This is a genomic window from Aquibium oceanicum (assembly GCF_001889605.1).
Classification (GTDB): Bacteria; Pseudomonadota; Alphaproteobacteria; order Rhizobiales; family Rhizobiaceae; genus Aquibium; species Aquibium oceanicum.
The window spans coordinates 76,542-91,328 of sequence record NZ_CP018172.1 but is presented as its reverse complement, the minus strand read 5'-3'; the positions used below and the strand labels follow the sequence as shown (position 1 = coordinate 91,328).

Below are 14,787 nucleotides of genomic sequence, written 5' to 3'. Positions count from 1 at the left end.
TTGAAACTGTAAGGCGAATTGCCGATCTGCACGGCTGTCAAGACAATCATCTGCGCCCCCACGCCTTGTGCACAAGGGAGACGATTTCCGCATTTACGGCGTTCAAGCTCTCAATCGCTCGCTCATATGTCGTACGAGTAAACTGACTTTTCTCGACCTCGTAGAGGGTTTGCTTCGTAATCCCCGCATCGGAGACGGCAGTGGACTTGAGCATTTGATTCTTCAACATGCGCTTGTTGAAGAGCGCCTGCAGAAAGCCCACCATTTGGGCCTGAGGGCCGTCGGTGGGCTCGTAGCGCGTAACCAAATAGCGAAACCACTTCAGCCGGACAGTGGCCCCGGCTTCCTTGATAGATTGGAGAATGCCGCCAAGCATCAGCAGGAACTGGCTCATCGACATGACATCGAGCATCTGTGGATGCACAGTGATAAGAACGGATGTCGACGCCGTCAGCGACGTTAGTGTGAGGTAGCCCAGTTGTGGCGGGCAATCGATCACGACGACATCATAGCGATCGTCGACTTCGCTAAGTGCGGTGGAAATGCGCGTAAAGAACAAGCGGCCTTCTGGCGAATTTCGATTCGATGCCGCCAACGGCGTCTCGTACTCGTACTCCTGGAGCTCTAGATTGGCAGGCACGATATCGAGGCCAGGAAAGTTCGTCGGGCGGATAACCTCCTTAATCGACTTCCTGTACTCGTCATACCGTAGCGCTTCATAAAGCGAGAGGTTCTTGTCGAGTTCGGGCTGCACGCCGTGAAGCGCAGACAATGACGCCTGGGGATCAAGGTCAATCACCAGCACGCGATGCCCGGTCAGCGCCAGATACTGCGCCAAATGGGCGGCGGTCGTAGTCTTACCGCTGCCGCCCTTAAAGTTGACCACTGAGATAACCTGAAGCGGCTCGCCAAGTCGACGTTGCGGCACATAACGCTTGAAGTCCGAACGGCCATGTTTGTCGAGGTAGTGACGCAGCTCCAACATCTGCTGTGCCGTATATGAACGCCGCCCGGAACTTGAGACGTCCGGGGCAGGACCCTTGCCCTCGAGGTGCAGCTTCTTAATATGGTTCTGGGTAACTCCAAGAAACTCTGCCACCTCGGCCGACGAGAACCGCCGCAGTCCCTTCAATGCATCCGGAGGATACTGTTCAAGCCGCAGCATGTTCAGTTTGTCGGAAATGAGCTCTCCTTGCTCGAGAATCTCTTCGTCGAACTCAAGCTCAACATCGATCTCTGGCATCACATTCATCGGCGCCCATTTTCGGAATAACGCTTTTCCGCAGCGAACCGCGTCGTAAGCGTGATTAATGGCCGATTCGTACGATCCAGCAAGAAGTTTTTCGTTAACAGAAAGTAAACGTCATCCAACGGCATACGGCGCTCTGGGACAACCGGACAAGGGTTCGCTGAAAACGCCCATCCGTGCAATGACCATGCAGGCGACGCCGAGGAGTATCGCGCCGGGCCTATGCTGCTGAAATAGCAGCAGAACTCTTCGCCTTGCACGGCTGTCAATTCCACCTCATTCGTGACCATCGAAGGGCTCGATCGGAATTGAAACTCGGACTGACGTACCTTTGGAATATTCCGAATTGAGCACCAACGTCCCGTTGAAAGCCGCCGCCATCTGCGCGCAGCCTGTCAGCCCCAGCCCGGTGTGTGGGCCTGCACGCGTAGAAAAGAACGGCGTTTTCGCCCTCGCCATTACGTCGGCTGACATACCCGGGCCATCATCGAGAATCTCGACCACCAAGTCACGCCGCTTGACGAAGCGGCGATCTTTAACTTTCGCGACGACCGTGATCTGGCTTTTCGGCCGGTCTCCAAGCGCGGCTTCGGCATTCTGGACAAGTTCATCGAGGATCAGGCGCATCGGCGCAGCCGGCACCTTTGCCTGAGCGGCGTCCGGGCTGACACGCATATGAAGTTTGCAGGGACCGATCGTGCTTAGCTGATCGAGAACCGTCGCCAGACTTTCCCGACGAGCGTCCCTATTCGCATACGCTATTGCGCCGAGGCCGTTCGTGATGGCTTCCAGCTGCTGGACCGCTTCTCTTGCCGGCACTAGCATTTCGGGGTGCTTTGCGCTCTCTTCGTCCTGATAGCCGAGAAACAGCTTCAAGGCGGTGACACGCGACCGCGTCATGTGCGCGTAGAGCGAAGAGAACGACCGCAGGTGCTGCTCCTGCCTTTTGGTGAAAGCATTCCGCAAATGGATGATCGTATAGCCGACAGCGGCGAGTACCACTGCTACCGCAAACAGAAACCTGTTTCGCGACGCCGCTTCTTGAATATGCGCCGTCGTGTTCAAGGTCTCGGCATGCGCGACAGCGGTCCCGGAAACCTCGAACATCCGCTGTTCCAATTCAGGCATGACCTGAAGTGCGCCTTTGAAGTCCGTGCTGCCTTCGAGAATCGGATCGAGGTGATCGCTCGCCATGGCCTGCAAGCCGCGCAACAACTCAACATCGCGGTCGCCCAAGAATTTCCGGGCATACTCGAGCTTTAGCAGCTGGTCTACATTCGCATTGAGCAGGAAGACCTGGCGTTTGAGATCAGCTTCCATCCGGCCGGTCGCCGCCGCCAGGCGCAGCTCGCCGTGGATGCGAGCAAGATGCTCACGGATCTGCGTCGTCCGCCACTGAACCTCGTACGTCTGACTGTAGTTCAGGTCCGATTCGGCACGATACTGTTCGGATCGGACGAAGGCACCGCCGCAGAGAAGCAGCGCGATACCCAAGCTTGCGAAGGGGAGGGCGGCTTTGAGCCCCGGCGCATACCCGCTCATTCCACTGGCCTGACGGCGACGACGAACCAGACCCAGATCGAATTGCGGGCGGGTACATATTCCGCAGGGAGCTGATCATAGGGCCAGACGAGAAAGATCGGTCCCTGCTCCTCGGGAGATAGCGGCGTGAATTCCTGTTCTGCCTTGCATCTACCAGTCCGGACGTCCGCGCTCACGCAGGCGCGGTCGATCGCGAAGATCGGCTGGTAGCTCTGGATCTCCTCGAACAGGATCTCCGAGGTGAAATTGTCGTACGCGATGAACTGCACCGACTTGTCCCCCTGCAGCCCATGCCTCCGCAGAACGTCAGCGATCCTCGGACCCCGGAACTTGATGGTTTCGCCTTCCTTGGTCCACGGCGTTCGCGTTTCGATTTCGACGTTCTCGAAGTCCGAGCGCAGCCGCTCGACGGGATATCGATCAGAAATCGTCCGCTGACTACCTTCGATGGTCAGGATGCTGGGATCGGAATAGGCGGCGATGGCCGTCGATGCGAAGGCCAACAGCCCCGAGACGGCGCCAAGGAAGGTTTCACGTCGCATGGGCAACCTCCGCATCGAATTGCCTTTCCCCATCGTCGACCGAGTACAGGACGCAAGGGCCACTCGATCCCCTAGGATCGTAGATGAGTTCCTTGTGCGCCATGGCCACGGTGATCGCTTGAACCCCTGCCAGACCATAGAGGTGGTCGTGCAGTTCGAGGAAAACGCGCTCTATCCCCGGTAGTGACGCATTCTGAAGGAGCTCCAGTTCGGCTCCTTCGACGTCCATGACCAGGACGTTGATGCGGTGCTTCGCTATGAAGGCGTCGACGTCCTGCGACGTGATCTCGATGACCTGCTGGTAAGGTCCCTGGTCGGCAAACCCCGACGACATCCAGAAATCCGATCGCCGGAAGAAGGAAACCTTCTGGGGAGGTCCTGCGGCGAGGATACCGTTCGAGAGCAGGACATTGCCGCTGCAATTCAGATCGACAACGCGTTGGGCAAGCTGGGTGGTCTGCGGATCCGCCTCGAAGCTCCAGACGCGAACGTCGTCGACCGACGCTATGATCGATGTGATGACTCCCAACCCGGCGCCAAGTTCGAGGACACGATCTCCGGGTCGAATCGCACGAGCAATCCGTCGCGCCTCGTTGGCCTCGTAGCTGCCGGTCTGCAATGCTCGCCAGATTTCGGCGGAAACTTCTTCGGGAGAGATCGGCACGCGCACGCCGTGGACGGTGAGTTCGGTCATCCGTCAAAGCCCCTTTGGAAGGCGGCCCAATTTCAGCAGCTTGGCGCGCGCCTGCTTATAGTATTTCTCGGCGCTTGCCGGGTTGATCCCGGTCTTGCTCGACATGGTCTCGAAGACCTCCCGTCGCTTCGTTCCCGCCTTGCGGCGCATCATCATTGCGAGAATCTCGTCTTCACGCGGGGTGAGGGTAGGGAAGCGCACATCCGGCTTCGCGGCGTCCAACTCAGACAAGCGAATCGGGGTTTCGCCCCTGTCAATCCGCTCGAGGACGTTGCGCAACTCGCCTGGAGCCAACCCGGTCTTGCAAACATAGCTCCTGGCCCCAAGCAAACGGCAGGCCAAAGCCTCGTCCTCGTCATCCGAACCGGTGACGACGATATGTGCGGCCTCAGGTGCGGCCTCGATGATCGTCTCGACCACGTGAAGTCGATCATGACGAGAAGTGGGGTCGAAGCCCGGCAAGCCGGGGTCCGTTATGACAAGGTCGAACTGATCTTGCTCGAGAAGCTGCCTTGCCAGCGGAAGAGTTTGGGCGCCGGCGACACAACAGTCTCGCAGCCCCGCGCGAAGTTCGGTCATTAGGGCCAAGCGCATCAGATTCTGGTCTTCAACAACGAGGGCTCGGCGCATGAGTCGGTCTCCCGATCAATCGAGTTACCCCGCCGCCCAGCGAGCCGCATTAGACCGGATTCTTCCACTGCACAAAAGGGGATGACGCCATCCCCCATCGCCAAAAACGGGAGGCAAATGCCCCCTTTCAATCAAACTTGATTGCTGACAGTAAGATTCGGCGGGCCTCGCACGATTTGGCAATCCTCCGCATGCGGCGACGGCGATCGTGGAGAGAACCTGATGCCTATCAATCTGACCGGTCGGGTGGTTACAGTCCGACAAGCAGTATCGTTACATAATAGAACACGAACGACTGCAAGACGTCTGATGCGATATTCACGAATGCCATGGTCGATCCTCCTCCATCCTCTTGCTCAGCTAAACCGGATTCGCGGAAAGAAGGCATTGGAAGCGGTGGTTGCTCTTGATCCGGAGGATGGCGAGGACGCTCGTGAGAAACTCATTTACCTGATGGCGCTCATGTCCTCGAACGCCGTCGCGCTGCCGCGGAACGACGTCCAACGCGCCATAGTGACCCTGCGTCCGTTTAAGTCGGACCTTGCAGAAACTCTCGGTCCCGGGTCCGCTGGGGACCGCCATTGAAATTGGCGAAGGCCCACCTGCGACGTACAAGTTTGGAAGCGAGTCGCCACAGCAAATGCTTAGCCGGACAGGCTACCGTGTCGCTACGGCTAGCGGTGCAGATTGAACCAGTGTCGCGTGACATTGCCGTCATCGTGCCGGATATCGAAATAGTAGGGATCCTGGCGCAGAGGGCGAGGCATTGTGACGGCCTGCTCACACCCGTCACGTCCGCCAAATCCTGATGGGCAGGTGTCTCGGATCTGGACGCAGATGTCCTGCTGAGCTGCGCCATGATCCTGGTTACTTGATGCGACGCTCCATCCGGCTGGACATTCCTCATAGGCTTCATAGCCGGGCTTTCCGGTGCCGGCTTCGGGCAGGTGGGCCAAGAGAACCCCCAGCCTTTCATCGCCGAGATGAGCCTGTGCATCGGTGGGTGACAGGCCGGAACGCCGCGCCAAGACGGATTCGACGACGACGCGCAAAGAAGCACCTCGCAGCCCCATTCGCTCGCTTTGGCATGATCGGCGGCAGAACCCCAAGCCGCGGCGGACATGACGGTGGCAATGGAAAACTGCCAGACACAGTGCATGAGCCGTCTCCTTCGATCAACAATCAAGCTAACGGTCGGTTCGCCTGGGACGCGTTCGCGCATCCTCGAATGGGGGCGAGATTTCGAGCTCGCGTTCGGCAAGCAGATTGAAATCAGCGAGCGGACGTCGGGCCAGCGTCCGATCCACTGCCTTGCGTCGCCACTCCGGCATGTCGAGCACATAAGTTGCCCAAATCCCGTGCCGAGCTGACATGGCGTAGTTTTGCCAGGTCAGATAATCGGCCGGGGCCGGCGAGGTCGCCCGAGCCCAACCGACCCGCAGCATCTCGAGAGCCAGATCGCGGCCGCGTACCGAGCATTCACCGACGAGGGCACCGTCAGCAACAGTGGCCTGAACGATGCAGGTCACTGGCGCGCTCCCTATCGCGCGCTTCAACCATGCCTTTGCTAAGGGCCGCACGGAACCGGCTTCGGGATCGTGCTGTCTCCATGGCGACGAGGATCGTAGGCCCACTGCGGCAATTCGCAGGCGTCGATCGAGGCCAGCCGTACCTTGTGCTGGCCTATCGGAAACCAGAGCGTTCGGCCATCGATAACAGATGTCCGGCCCGATACCCTTGTTGCCGGACTAGCGCCTGGAACCGATATGGACTCGGCTGGAGACTGTCTTTGATCGCCTAGGATGTCCGCCGACTGGACCGGATAGGGCAGGGCGGTAATCAGCAGAGCCACGACGCTCGACTTGACGACAATCGAGGTCACGGCGACGTCCCTCCGACGGCTGCGCGTTGACCGAGCAGGAGCGCCGGATGCTGGACATCGTCAAATTGCCAGAGGCCGATCTTCTTTTCCCGGGCGGCCTGCTCCACCACAGCGTACGGGGTGTGATGGGGCAGGCCGCGTTCGTCCAGGGAGGCGAAAGCGAACCCGGAGGAGATCAGCAAATTGGCGAGATCCAGCCGATCGGCGCCGATCGTGGCGTAGCAGGACACAAAGACCGTTCCGGCCGATTGTGCGACCTGCGCGCAGACGGGATGGGTGTCTGCTATGTATGCGGCAAAAACCACCAGGGACGCCTCACCGCAGTCGCGACGAGCGCCCGACTTGTCGGTATAGACGGTACCGCGCAGACAGGCCTGCACGCCGAAGAGACGGAAGTGACGGCCACTGTCCTGCCAGCTGTCTCCGCTTTCGAGCATCACGCCTGATTTCAGTTCAAAATAGCCGTCAGGCGGCGCGGCCGCTGCCGGCATCAAACTGGCGGTCAGCGACAAGAAGAGGGCAGGGGCTTTCATTGTGCCGCAATCCGTGGATCGGCCCACATGCCGTAGCCGCGCCGACCGATGTCCTCGGCCTCCTTAAGATCGGTTCGTGTGGGTGTCCCGTCCGGTCGCTTCGCTACGCGGTGACTGCCGAGCGAGACCAACTGCTCCTCGAACATATCGACGGTGTCGAGGCTACCCGGATAATTGTAGTAGCCGTAGCAGGTCGCATCCTGCGCCTGTGCACCGGTCTCACTCACAAAAGCGCGGCAGTAGATCACACGGGGGGACTGGAGAAGCGTTGCCAGACCCTGACGCGCATAGTCCTCACAGGACCCGGCAAACCCTTCCTTGCGATTGACCATGTCGCCCGTGCAAGGCTCGATCCCGTAGAGATGCACCGTCAGAGTCGCGTCGACGCGGAAGTCAGTCGGCGACACTGCCTTGAATCCGGAAGCTGACGCATAGCCTTTGCGCTCTGACACGTTTCCCTGGCCGTCGTAGTATTCCATGACCAGCACGATCTTCCCCGGTGCCGCGAGCGAACGAACATAGGCTTCGTCCACCGGCCCGGCCGCATAGGCCGGCAGGCATGCGCCGATCGCCGCCACGTACACGGCTGCTCGTCTCATGTGCAGTCGCCTCCAGGTTGTCACCTTGCTCGACATTGACCTGCCTCCTCTCTCTTTGCAAGAAAAAATCACCATTAAATTGACATTGTTTTTTCTCTCGCCTAACCATTCTCGCATCTGTCGTTACAAGGCTTTGGATGCGGACCATGGGAAGCCAAGCGAAATCACCATCGATAGCGCCGCTCCTGGCCGTGACAATTCTCGCGAGTATATGCGTTACGCCGGGCGGAGCAGCATTGGCGTTTGAACTGTCGGCGTCCACGCGTCTCCAGCACCATGACGCTAGAGAAAATTGGCAACAGGATGACGTCCCGTCCTCGGCCGACTCTGTCGCCGAAGCCCGTTGGGCGCGGTTGCCAGACGACTATGTGCTGGGGAGGGTGGCCAGATCGTTCCCCGGCATCAGGCGCTTGAGCCGATCGGCGTGCCAGCATCTGAGGTCTTCGGACCTGAACTCGACGACAATCATTTTGATAGTGGCGCTCTGTCCGGGATTCCGGAGTGCGGACCGTCGCCGGCAACGCCTGCTGAGATCGCCCGACTCGTCATCGAGGCTTCGCAGCGACACAATGTCGACGCCGGATTCGCCGTCGCGGTCGTGACCGCCGAAAGCCGATTCGATCGATTGCGCAATTCGCCCAAGGGCGCGCGCGGGCCAATGCAGCTCATGCCCGCGACGGCCGAGCGATTCGGTGTGACCGATATCTGCGATCCTGAACAGAATATCGATGGCGGAGTCCGCTATCTCCGCGCGTTGACCGACGAGTTTCGCAATCCGCTTCTCGTTGCCGCTGCCTACAACGCGGGCGAGGGACGCGTGCGCGAGCATGGCGGCATCCCACCCTTCAAGGAAACGATCGGGTACGTCGCCGAAGTCCTCAACATTCAGATGGGCCTTGAGGGACGCGGTGCGACTGCGAGCGAACCACGTGACGTTGCTGATGAGCAGCGATCAGGCCCCGCCAAGGGTGTCATCACATCGCGCGAACGCCGCCAATGGGTCGGCGGTGTCATGCATTTTTAGCCGGAGGCCACCATGAACGACCTTTCCTATTCGTCCGCTCCGCGGCCAGTGCCATTGCCGATCGCATTCGCCACGATGCTTGCCATTTGCCTGGTCTTTGCGGAGCCGGCATTGGCTCAATCCTCTGGTGCCTTTGCGCCGCTGGAAACCGCGGTCCAGATGATCGTGGACTTCATCACCGGGCCGTTCGGCCGGCTTCTTGCCATCATCGCGGTCATTGCCCTCGGTTTCCTCGCTTTCGCCGGCCGTCTGTCGTGGTTCACCGCCGGCGCGGTGGTGCTCGGCATCGGTCTTGTCTTTGGCGCACCGGCGATCGTCGACGAGATGATCGCGGCCGTGGGGAACTGAGCCATGGTCGAATTCGCCGACGAGAAGCCTCAACTGACGCCGCTGGTGATCGGCCTCACGCGGCCGCCGATGATGTGGGGCATCCCGCTCAACGCCTTCTACATCATTGTCGGCTTCACGCTCATCGCCTTCCTGGTGAGCACGAGCTTCTGGTCGGCGCTGATCGCACCACTGATCTATCTCGCTCTCTTCGCGCTCTGCAGTCGCGATATCCGGATCCTCGATCTCGCCCAGGTTGTCGGCCGCCGAACGCCTCGGACGCCCAACCGGCTGTTCTGGCGAACCAATTCTTATGGGCCATGACCATGTTGAACGTCGTCGCCGAAGAGCTGGGATTTGGTCGTGAGCGCCGGCGCGAGCGGCCGATGTCGAACCACATTCCGTATCTGCGCCATGTCGCAGACACCGTTATCGGCCTCGAAAGCGGGGCGATCCTTTCGGTGATCAAGCTGGATGGCCTGTTCTTTCAGACTGAGGATCAGGCCGAGCTCAACATGCGCGCAGCTGTCCAGAACACGTTGATCCGTGCGCTCGGGTCGAGCCGCTATTCGCTCTGGTCGACGGTGATCCGCAAGGAGGTCAAGCCTTCGATCGGGGAACCTTCTCTGACGCGTTCTGCGATCTCCTGAACACCCGCTACATGGCGTCACTGCGCGACAAACGCATGTTCACCAACGAGCTCTACCTCACGATTGTCCGTTCCGGCATGCGAGGCGCGCTCGGCGCCGCCGAAGGTTTTTCGCGACTGCTTGATCGCTCCTCCGGCAGAGAAGTCGTTGAGCAGCGACTGCACGAACGCATCAACGAACTCGAAGAGATCGTCGGCAACGTCACGCGCGAATTGCAAAAGTACGGCGCGCGTCCGCTTGGCGTCGTTTACCGCGATGGCGAGCCGTACTCGGAGCCCTGCGCCTTCATCAACACGCTGCTCACCTGCGGCGTCGCGCGCGAGATGCGCCTGCCCCGCATGGGCATCCGCAGCTATGTCGGTACGTCGCGTCTGCATTTCTCGAAGCGGACATTGCAAGCGCAGGGTCCGACCGAGGCGGAGAATCGCTTCGGCGCGATGCTGTCCATCAAGGAGTATCCGCCATTTTCCGGGCCCGGGATGCTCGATGGGCTCCTGCAGATGAACCACGAGTTCATCTGCACCCAGTCGTTCACGCTTGCCGACAAGCCGATCGCGCAGGAGCGCATTTCGCGGCTGCAGCGCCAGATCCACGCGTCGGACGAATCGGGCAGCACCGTCGAGACCGATATCGATTTCGCACTGAACAGCCTGCTCAACCAGGAAGCCGTCTTCGGCTATCACCATTTCAGCCTGTTGTGCCTGTCGCGCGACCTCGCTGGCCTCGACAAAGCGGTCGCCGAACTCGGCTCCTGTCTCACCGACATGAACATCAACTGGCTGCGCGAGGACCTCAACATGGAGGCCTCGTTCTGGCGCAACTGCCGGGCAACCACGCCTACATCGCCCGCTCCTGCATGCTGTCGAGCGCGAATTTTTCCGGTTTCTCGTCGCTGCACAATTTCGCGACCGGTTCGGTTCGTGGCAACCACTGGGGCCTGCCGATTTCGATCCTCGAAACGACGTCGCAGACGCCCTACTGGTTCAATTTCCATCAGCGCGACATCGGCCATTTTTTGGTGACCGGACCGACCGGGTCGGGCAAGACCGTGGCGCTGACCTTCCTGCTTGCGCAAGCCTTCCGGATCTTGCCTGAGCCGCGGGCCGTCTTCTTCGACAAGGACCGCGGTGCCGAGATCTTCATTCGTGCCGTGGGTGGCGACTATGAGGTGCTCCAGCCCGGCATCGCGACCGGCTTCAATCCGCTGCAACTGGAAAACAAGGCCACAAATCGCGAGTTTCTGCATCGCCTGCTCAAGGCCATGCTCGATCCGGCCGACGGCCACGGATTCAGCCAGGAAGAAGACGACACGCTGGAGCGCGCGATCGGGCGCATCTGCCAGGAGCCGGTCGAACAGCGCACGCTCGCCAATCTTTCAGGCCTGTTGATGGGTCGCGCGCGCTCCGACGCCAACGATCTGCAGTCACGTCTACGTCCATGGTTCGAGGGCGAGAAGGCCTGGCTCTTCAATGCGCCGCAGGACGTCTTGTCGTTCTCGGGCCGCCGAATTTTCGGCTTTGACATGACTCACATCCTCGACAACAGGGAAGTGCGCACGCCGGCGCTGATGTACCTCTACCACCGGCTGGACGAACTGCTTACCGGCGAGCCCGTTCTCATCTTCATGGATGAGGGCTGGAAGCTTCTGCAGGATCCGGTCTTTTCCAACTACATCGTCGACAAGATGAAGACGATCCGGAAGCTCAACGGGATCGTCGGGTTCGGGACCCAGTCGGCAGCTGACATTGCACGCTCGCCGCAATCGCACACGCTGATCGAGCAATCCGCGACCAATCTGCACTTTCCCAATCCGCGTGCGGACGAGGAAAGCTACATCCGGCGCTTCGGACTGACCGCCAAGGAGTACGCCTTCATTCGCAACACGCCGCCCGAGCGGCGGACATTTTTGATCAAGCACGGCAACGACTCCGTCATCGCCAGGCTCGACCTCACCTCCATGCCGGATCTCGTGCGCGTGATGTCCGGTCGCAAGGAGACGATCGAGCAATGTGCAGCACTTCGCGCGCAGTTCGGTGACGATCCGGCGAAGTGGCTGCCTGTGTTCTGCGGTTGGGAGCGAGCGGCATGATCAGACGCCTGTCCATCGTTCTGGCCTTTGCAGCATCGCCTGCTTTGGCCGATATCCCCACCATCGACGGCACCGTGCTCGATGAGCGCGAGGATCGCGACGAGAAAACCGGCGAGATCGAGAAGGTCGACGAGGAGCGCTATGTTAACAATCAGAGCGTGACCTGCTCCATGTACCGGCCAGGCCGGAAGGATGATCCGGTTGCAGCGGCGAATGCCAACCCGGCGATCGCCGGCCTGGTTCGTCGGATCGCGCGGGAAGAGGGCGTCGACGAAAATCAGTTCCTCGCGCTCGTCTACCAGGAGAGCCGCTTCAACCCCTGCGCCAAATCTCCAGCGGGGGCAATCGGGCTTGCCCAGCTGATGCCCGGCACGGCTGGCGACCTCGGCGTCGATCCCTACAATATCGAGCAGAACCTGCGCGGCGGCGCGCGCTACTACAAGCAGCAGCTTCGAAAGTACAACGGCAATGTTTCCCTGGCGCTTGCCGCATACAATGCCGGCGCGGGCAACGTGAATAAATATGGTGGGATCCCGCCATTCAAAGAGACGCAGGGCTATGTCGCCAACATAACCCAAAGGTGGCTCCCGGCTTTCGGGGGTTCGGACAAGTCCGGCATTCCGCTCAACTATGGCGGTGGCGGCGCCTATGCGGGCGCCCGGACCAGCACGATGAATGCGATGGGCCTGACCGCTGCGATCGGCGAGGGGTCCGGCGATGTCACGTCCTGGCTGACGCAACTCGGCAACATGGGTTCGGGCACGATCCAGGACAGCTGGGATCATAATTCGGGTGCCCGTAATGCGAATATCGAGCTTATCAACCGGCTGATCCTGCTCGGCACGGCGTTCGCCGATCTCACCAATTCCAGCAATGCCATGACGCTCGGCGACTTGTCCGGCACGAACCGATCGACCCGTTACGAGACGGGGAATGATGACGATGATCGGCCGGTGGCCGGCTTCTGTGATGACCGCGAAGGCTTCGTCTGGGATGCCGACGCAATGGCCTGTGTCCAGCGCATTGATGCACAGGCGGAACTGCTTCTCGAGACTCAGTGATGGAGATCGATATGAAACGTTCATTGGCAATCTTGGGCTTCGTCGGCGTGAGCATAGCCCCGGCTGCAGCCGATATCCCGGTTATCGACAAGACCAACTACGCAGTCGCGCGCGATACCGCCGAAAAGACCGGCAAGATCCTCGATACGAACAAGGAAATCCTCACCACCGTAGAGGAGACACTGAAGGCCGTAACCGGCGACCGCGGCGGCGACGCCGGTCCCTGAAGGATATCGCGATCGGCAACGGCTTTAGCGTCTCCTCCATGCCGTCCTTCGACAGCATCCTGAAGGGTGGGATCGCCGATTTCGGCTCGCTCGATCCCAAGGTCGTGGAAGCCGCCACGCTCTTCATCAATGGTCTTCAACTCGTAAGATCCTTGTCCGGGAAAAGCGACAGCTCGCTTGCCAGCGACAAATCCTATGAGGAGCTGATGAAGACGGTGATGGGCGTCTCGGCTCTGATCACCGGTTCTCAAGCTGCCGTCGAAACGCGCCGTTCCGCGCTCGAAACCGCCGGCGGCGACATCGGCAAGGCCGAGGACATCAAGGGCTCGATTGACCAGAATACGCAGCTCCAGGTTCAGACGGGCCTGACGTTGAACGAAATGATCGGCGTGCTGAACGCCGGTGTGCAGTCGTTGCACGCCGAAAACCAGCGCAAGCTGACCGACATGTCGAACACCAAAAAGGCGCTGCGGTACGAATGAGAGGGCAGCAGTGCATCTCGATTGCTCTGGTGTTCGCACTGGCTGTTCTCGCCAGCGGGTGCGGCACACCGCGCGAGAAGACGGCGCCGTGCAAACGACCGGCCAATTTGTCGAGCTATGCCAGCGCCGGGGACGAGTGCGGCCCGACAATGTCCGTCAATACGGACAGGGCCGCCGCGTTGGCGGCGATCGAGGATCTGGCGTCCGTGGAAGAAGAATAGGGCAGGGCGGTGGACGACTTCATTGGCGAACTGCTGGATCGGATCGACGCGTCGGGGCAGAATTTCTCGCAAAGCGCCTACGAGGCACTGAGCCGGGATCTCGAGCCGCTGCTTCGCTTGCTCTTCGTCCTTGCGGTCCTGTTCTATGGGGTGCAGCTTTTCCTCGGGACGTCACGCCTCAGCGTGGCCGAGATCATCGGCCGGCTGGTGCGTGTTTTCGTCATCCTCGTGCTTGTCGGGACCTGGTCGAACTTCAACGATCTTGTCTATGATTGGCTGACCACGGTGCCGGAGGCGGCCGGCCGCGCCATTTTGGCGGCGTCCGGCACGGGCGTGACCGAACCCACGAACGGGCTGTCGCAAATCTGGGAAACCGCTAACGTCGCCGCCGCCGCCTTCTCGGAGCAGGCGGGTTATCTCTCCGTCCTGCCCGCTTTGATAGGCATCGTCATCATGCTGTTCGCGGGCATCTTCGTCGCGATCGCCCTCGGATTCTGGTTCTTGCGAAGGTGATCCTCTGGGTTCTCCTCGGCACTGCGCCAATTTTCATCTCGTGCTTCTTCTTTGATTCAACTCGCAACTATGCCGTCGGCTGGCTCAATCAGTCACTCCTTTACGCCATGATTCCACTCTTCGTTTACGTGATCGCCGCATTCCTGATCGCGGCGATGGAGCCGGAACTAACAACGATCGACAGCATCTCCGGCGATCGCGAGCTTAAGCTAAGCGACTTCGCTGCCTTCATCATGTTGTGCATCGCCGGCGCGTTCGTGCTTTTCCAAGTGCAGTCTTTGGCGCAAGGCATCGTTGGGGCGTTTGCGACCGCCATCGGTCACGAATCGCGCCGGCACGCCTATCGCGGCGTCTATCTCGGGCGGGAAGCGATTGGCCAGTCTGCGCGCCAGACGCAGGCAGCGGTCCATCGTGTCCAGGCTCGACTTCACGCACCGCGGCAGGGTGGCGCCGGCGCCTCAATGCAGCGCGCGATCACGTCGAATGGAACGCCTCGGCAGACGTGACGCCAGGCTGATGTTG

14 protein-coding genes and 3 pseudogenes are annotated in these 14,787 nt (G+C 60.3%); 8 read left to right on the top strand and 9 right to left on the bottom strand.

Annotated features, from left to right (window positions below; translation table 11 throughout):
• Positions 1-46: 46 nt before the first annotated feature.
• From repA to BSQ44_RS25805, 9 genes are all read right to left on the bottom strand, one after another.
• Positions 47-1,252, bottom strand: a complete 1,206-nt coding sequence (gene repA, locus BSQ44_RS25850; RefSeq protein ID WP_072608370.1) for a plasmid partitioning protein RepA — start codon at positions 1,250-1,252, stop codon at positions 47-49.
• Positions 1,253-1,525: 273 nt separating this feature from the next.
• Positions 1,526-2,791: a sensor histidine kinase gene (locus BSQ44_RS25845; protein WP_072608369.1), complete on the bottom strand. Its 1,266-nt coding sequence runs from the start codon at positions 2,789-2,791 to the stop codon at positions 1,526-1,528.
• Complete coding sequence (locus BSQ44_RS25840; RefSeq protein ID WP_072608368.1) at positions 2,788-3,333, bottom strand: putative pterin-binding protein; 546 nt, start codon at positions 3,331-3,333, stop codon at positions 2,788-2,790. The genes BSQ44_RS25845 and BSQ44_RS25840 overlap by 4 nt, the downstream gene beginning before the upstream one ends.
• Positions 3,323-4,027 (bottom strand): FkbM family methyltransferase, encoded by a 705-nt coding sequence (locus BSQ44_RS25835; protein WP_072608367.1) that lies wholly within the window; start codon positions 4,025-4,027, stop codon positions 3,323-3,325. The genes BSQ44_RS25840 and BSQ44_RS25835 overlap by 11 nt, the downstream gene beginning before the upstream one ends.
• A gap of 3 nt (positions 4,028-4,030) precedes the next feature.
• Complete coding sequence (locus tag BSQ44_RS25830) at positions 4,031-4,657, bottom strand: response regulator (RefSeq protein ID WP_072608366.1); 627 nt, start codon at positions 4,655-4,657, stop codon at positions 4,031-4,033.
• 674 nt (positions 4,658-5,331) lie between these two features.
• Positions 5,332-5,709 (bottom strand): hypothetical protein, encoded by a 378-nt coding sequence (locus tag BSQ44_RS25820; protein WP_235633452.1) that lies wholly within the window; start codon positions 5,707-5,709, stop codon positions 5,332-5,334.
• 135 nt (positions 5,710-5,844) lie between these two features.
• Positions 5,845-6,186 (bottom strand): thermonuclease family protein, encoded by a 342-nt coding sequence (locus BSQ44_RS27980; RefSeq protein WP_235633451.1) that lies wholly within the window; start codon positions 6,184-6,186, stop codon positions 5,845-5,847.
• 349 nt (positions 6,187-6,535) lie between these two features.
• Positions 6,536-7,072, bottom strand: coding sequence for a thermonuclease family protein (locus tag BSQ44_RS25810; protein ID WP_072608364.1), 537 nt, complete (start codon positions 7,070-7,072; stop codon positions 6,536-6,538).
• Positions 7,069-7,671: a hypothetical protein gene (locus BSQ44_RS25805; protein ID WP_072608363.1), complete on the bottom strand. Its 603-nt coding sequence runs from the start codon at positions 7,669-7,671 to the stop codon at positions 7,069-7,071. Before BSQ44_RS25805 ends, BSQ44_RS25810 begins: the two co-directional genes overlap by 4 nt.
• A 343-nt stretch (positions 7,672-8,014) precedes the next feature.
• Here BSQ44_RS25805 and BSQ44_RS25800 point away from each other — a divergent pair, with 343 nt between their 5' ends.
• The 8 genes and pseudogenes from BSQ44_RS25800 to BSQ44_RS27975 all read left to right on the top strand — a co-directional run bounded on the left by BSQ44_RS25800 (position 8,015) and on the right by BSQ44_RS27975 (position 14,771).
• Positions 8,015-8,695 (top strand): lytic transglycosylase domain-containing protein, encoded by a 681-nt coding sequence (locus BSQ44_RS25800; RefSeq protein WP_083535053.1) that lies wholly within the window; start codon positions 8,015-8,017, stop codon positions 8,693-8,695.
• Between the two features lie 75 nt (positions 8,696-8,770).
• A complete protein-coding gene (locus tag BSQ44_RS25795; RefSeq protein WP_235633481.1) occupies positions 8,771-9,043 on the top strand; it encodes a TrbC/VirB2 family type IV secretion system protein in 273 nt (90 codons plus the stop codon).
• A gap of 3 nt (positions 9,044-9,046) precedes the next feature.
• Positions 9,047-9,346: a VirB3 family type IV secretion system protein gene (locus BSQ44_RS25790; RefSeq protein WP_072608362.1), complete on the top strand. Its 300-nt coding sequence runs from the start codon at positions 9,047-9,049 to the stop codon at positions 9,344-9,346.
• Between the two features lie 2 nt (positions 9,347-9,348).
• Positions 9,349-11,761 (top strand): annotated as a pseudogene (locus BSQ44_RS25785) (VirB4 family type IV secretion/conjugal transfer ATPase).
• The gene (locus BSQ44_RS25780) at positions 11,758-12,822 is read left to right on the top strand and encodes a lytic transglycosylase domain-containing protein (RefSeq protein WP_072608361.1); all 1,065 of its coding nucleotides are present in this window, start codon (positions 11,758-11,760) and stop codon (positions 12,820-12,822) included. Before BSQ44_RS25785 ends, BSQ44_RS25780 begins: the two are co-directional and overlap by 4 nt.
• A gap of 11 nt (positions 12,823-12,833) precedes the next feature.
• Positions 12,834-13,531, top strand: a pseudogene (locus tag BSQ44_RS25775) (type IV secretion system protein).
• Positions 13,528-13,752: a hypothetical protein gene (locus BSQ44_RS27680; protein WP_072608360.1), complete on the top strand. Its 225-nt coding sequence runs from the start codon at positions 13,528-13,530 to the stop codon at positions 13,750-13,752. The pseudogene BSQ44_RS25775 and the gene BSQ44_RS27680 overlap by 4 nt, the downstream one beginning before the upstream one ends.
• Positions 13,753-13,761: 9 nt before the next feature.
• Positions 13,762-14,771: pseudogene (locus BSQ44_RS27975) on the top strand (TrbL/VirB6 family protein).
• Positions 14,772-14,787: the final 16 nt, after the last annotated feature.

Excerpts from the sequence above, each read along its gene's own strand:
- repA (WP_072608370.1), bottom strand. The coding sequence starts at position 1,252 with ATGAATGTGATGCCAGAGATCGATGTTGAGCTTGAGTTCGACGAAGAG.
- BSQ44_RS25845 (WP_072608369.1), bottom strand. The coding sequence starts at position 2,791 with ATGAGCGGGTATGCGCCGGGGCTCAAAGCCGCCCTCCCCTTCGCAAGC.
- BSQ44_RS25840 (WP_072608368.1), bottom strand. The coding sequence starts at position 3,333 with ATGCGACGTGAAACCTTCCTTGGCGCCGTCTCGGGGCTGTTGGCCTTC.
- BSQ44_RS25835 (WP_072608367.1), bottom strand. The coding sequence starts at position 4,027 with ATGACCGAACTCACCGTCCACGGCGTGCGCGTGCCGATCTCTCCCGAA.
- BSQ44_RS25830 (WP_072608366.1), bottom strand. The coding sequence starts at position 4,657 with ATGCGCCGAGCCCTCGTTGTTGAAGACCAGAATCTGATGCGCTTGGCC.
- BSQ44_RS25810 (WP_072608364.1), bottom strand. The coding sequence starts at position 7,072 with ATGAAAGCCCCTGCCCTCTTCTTGTCGCTGACCGCCAGTTTGATGCCG.
- BSQ44_RS25805 (WP_072608363.1), bottom strand. The coding sequence starts at position 7,671 with ATGAGACGAGCAGCCGTGTACGTGGCGGCGATCGGCGCATGCCTGCCG.
- BSQ44_RS25795 (WP_235633481.1), top strand. The coding sequence starts at position 8,771 with ATGCTTGCCATTTGCCTGGTCTTTGCGGAGCCGGCATTGGCTCAATCC.
- BSQ44_RS25790 (WP_072608362.1), top strand. The coding sequence starts at position 9,047 with ATGGTCGAATTCGCCGACGAGAAGCCTCAACTGACGCCGCTGGTGATC.
- BSQ44_RS25780 (WP_072608361.1), top strand. The coding sequence starts at position 11,758 with ATGATCAGACGCCTGTCCATCGTTCTGGCCTTTGCAGCATCGCCTGCT.
- BSQ44_RS27680 (WP_072608360.1), top strand. The coding sequence starts at position 13,528 with ATGAGAGGGCAGCAGTGCATCTCGATTGCTCTGGTGTTCGCACTGGCT.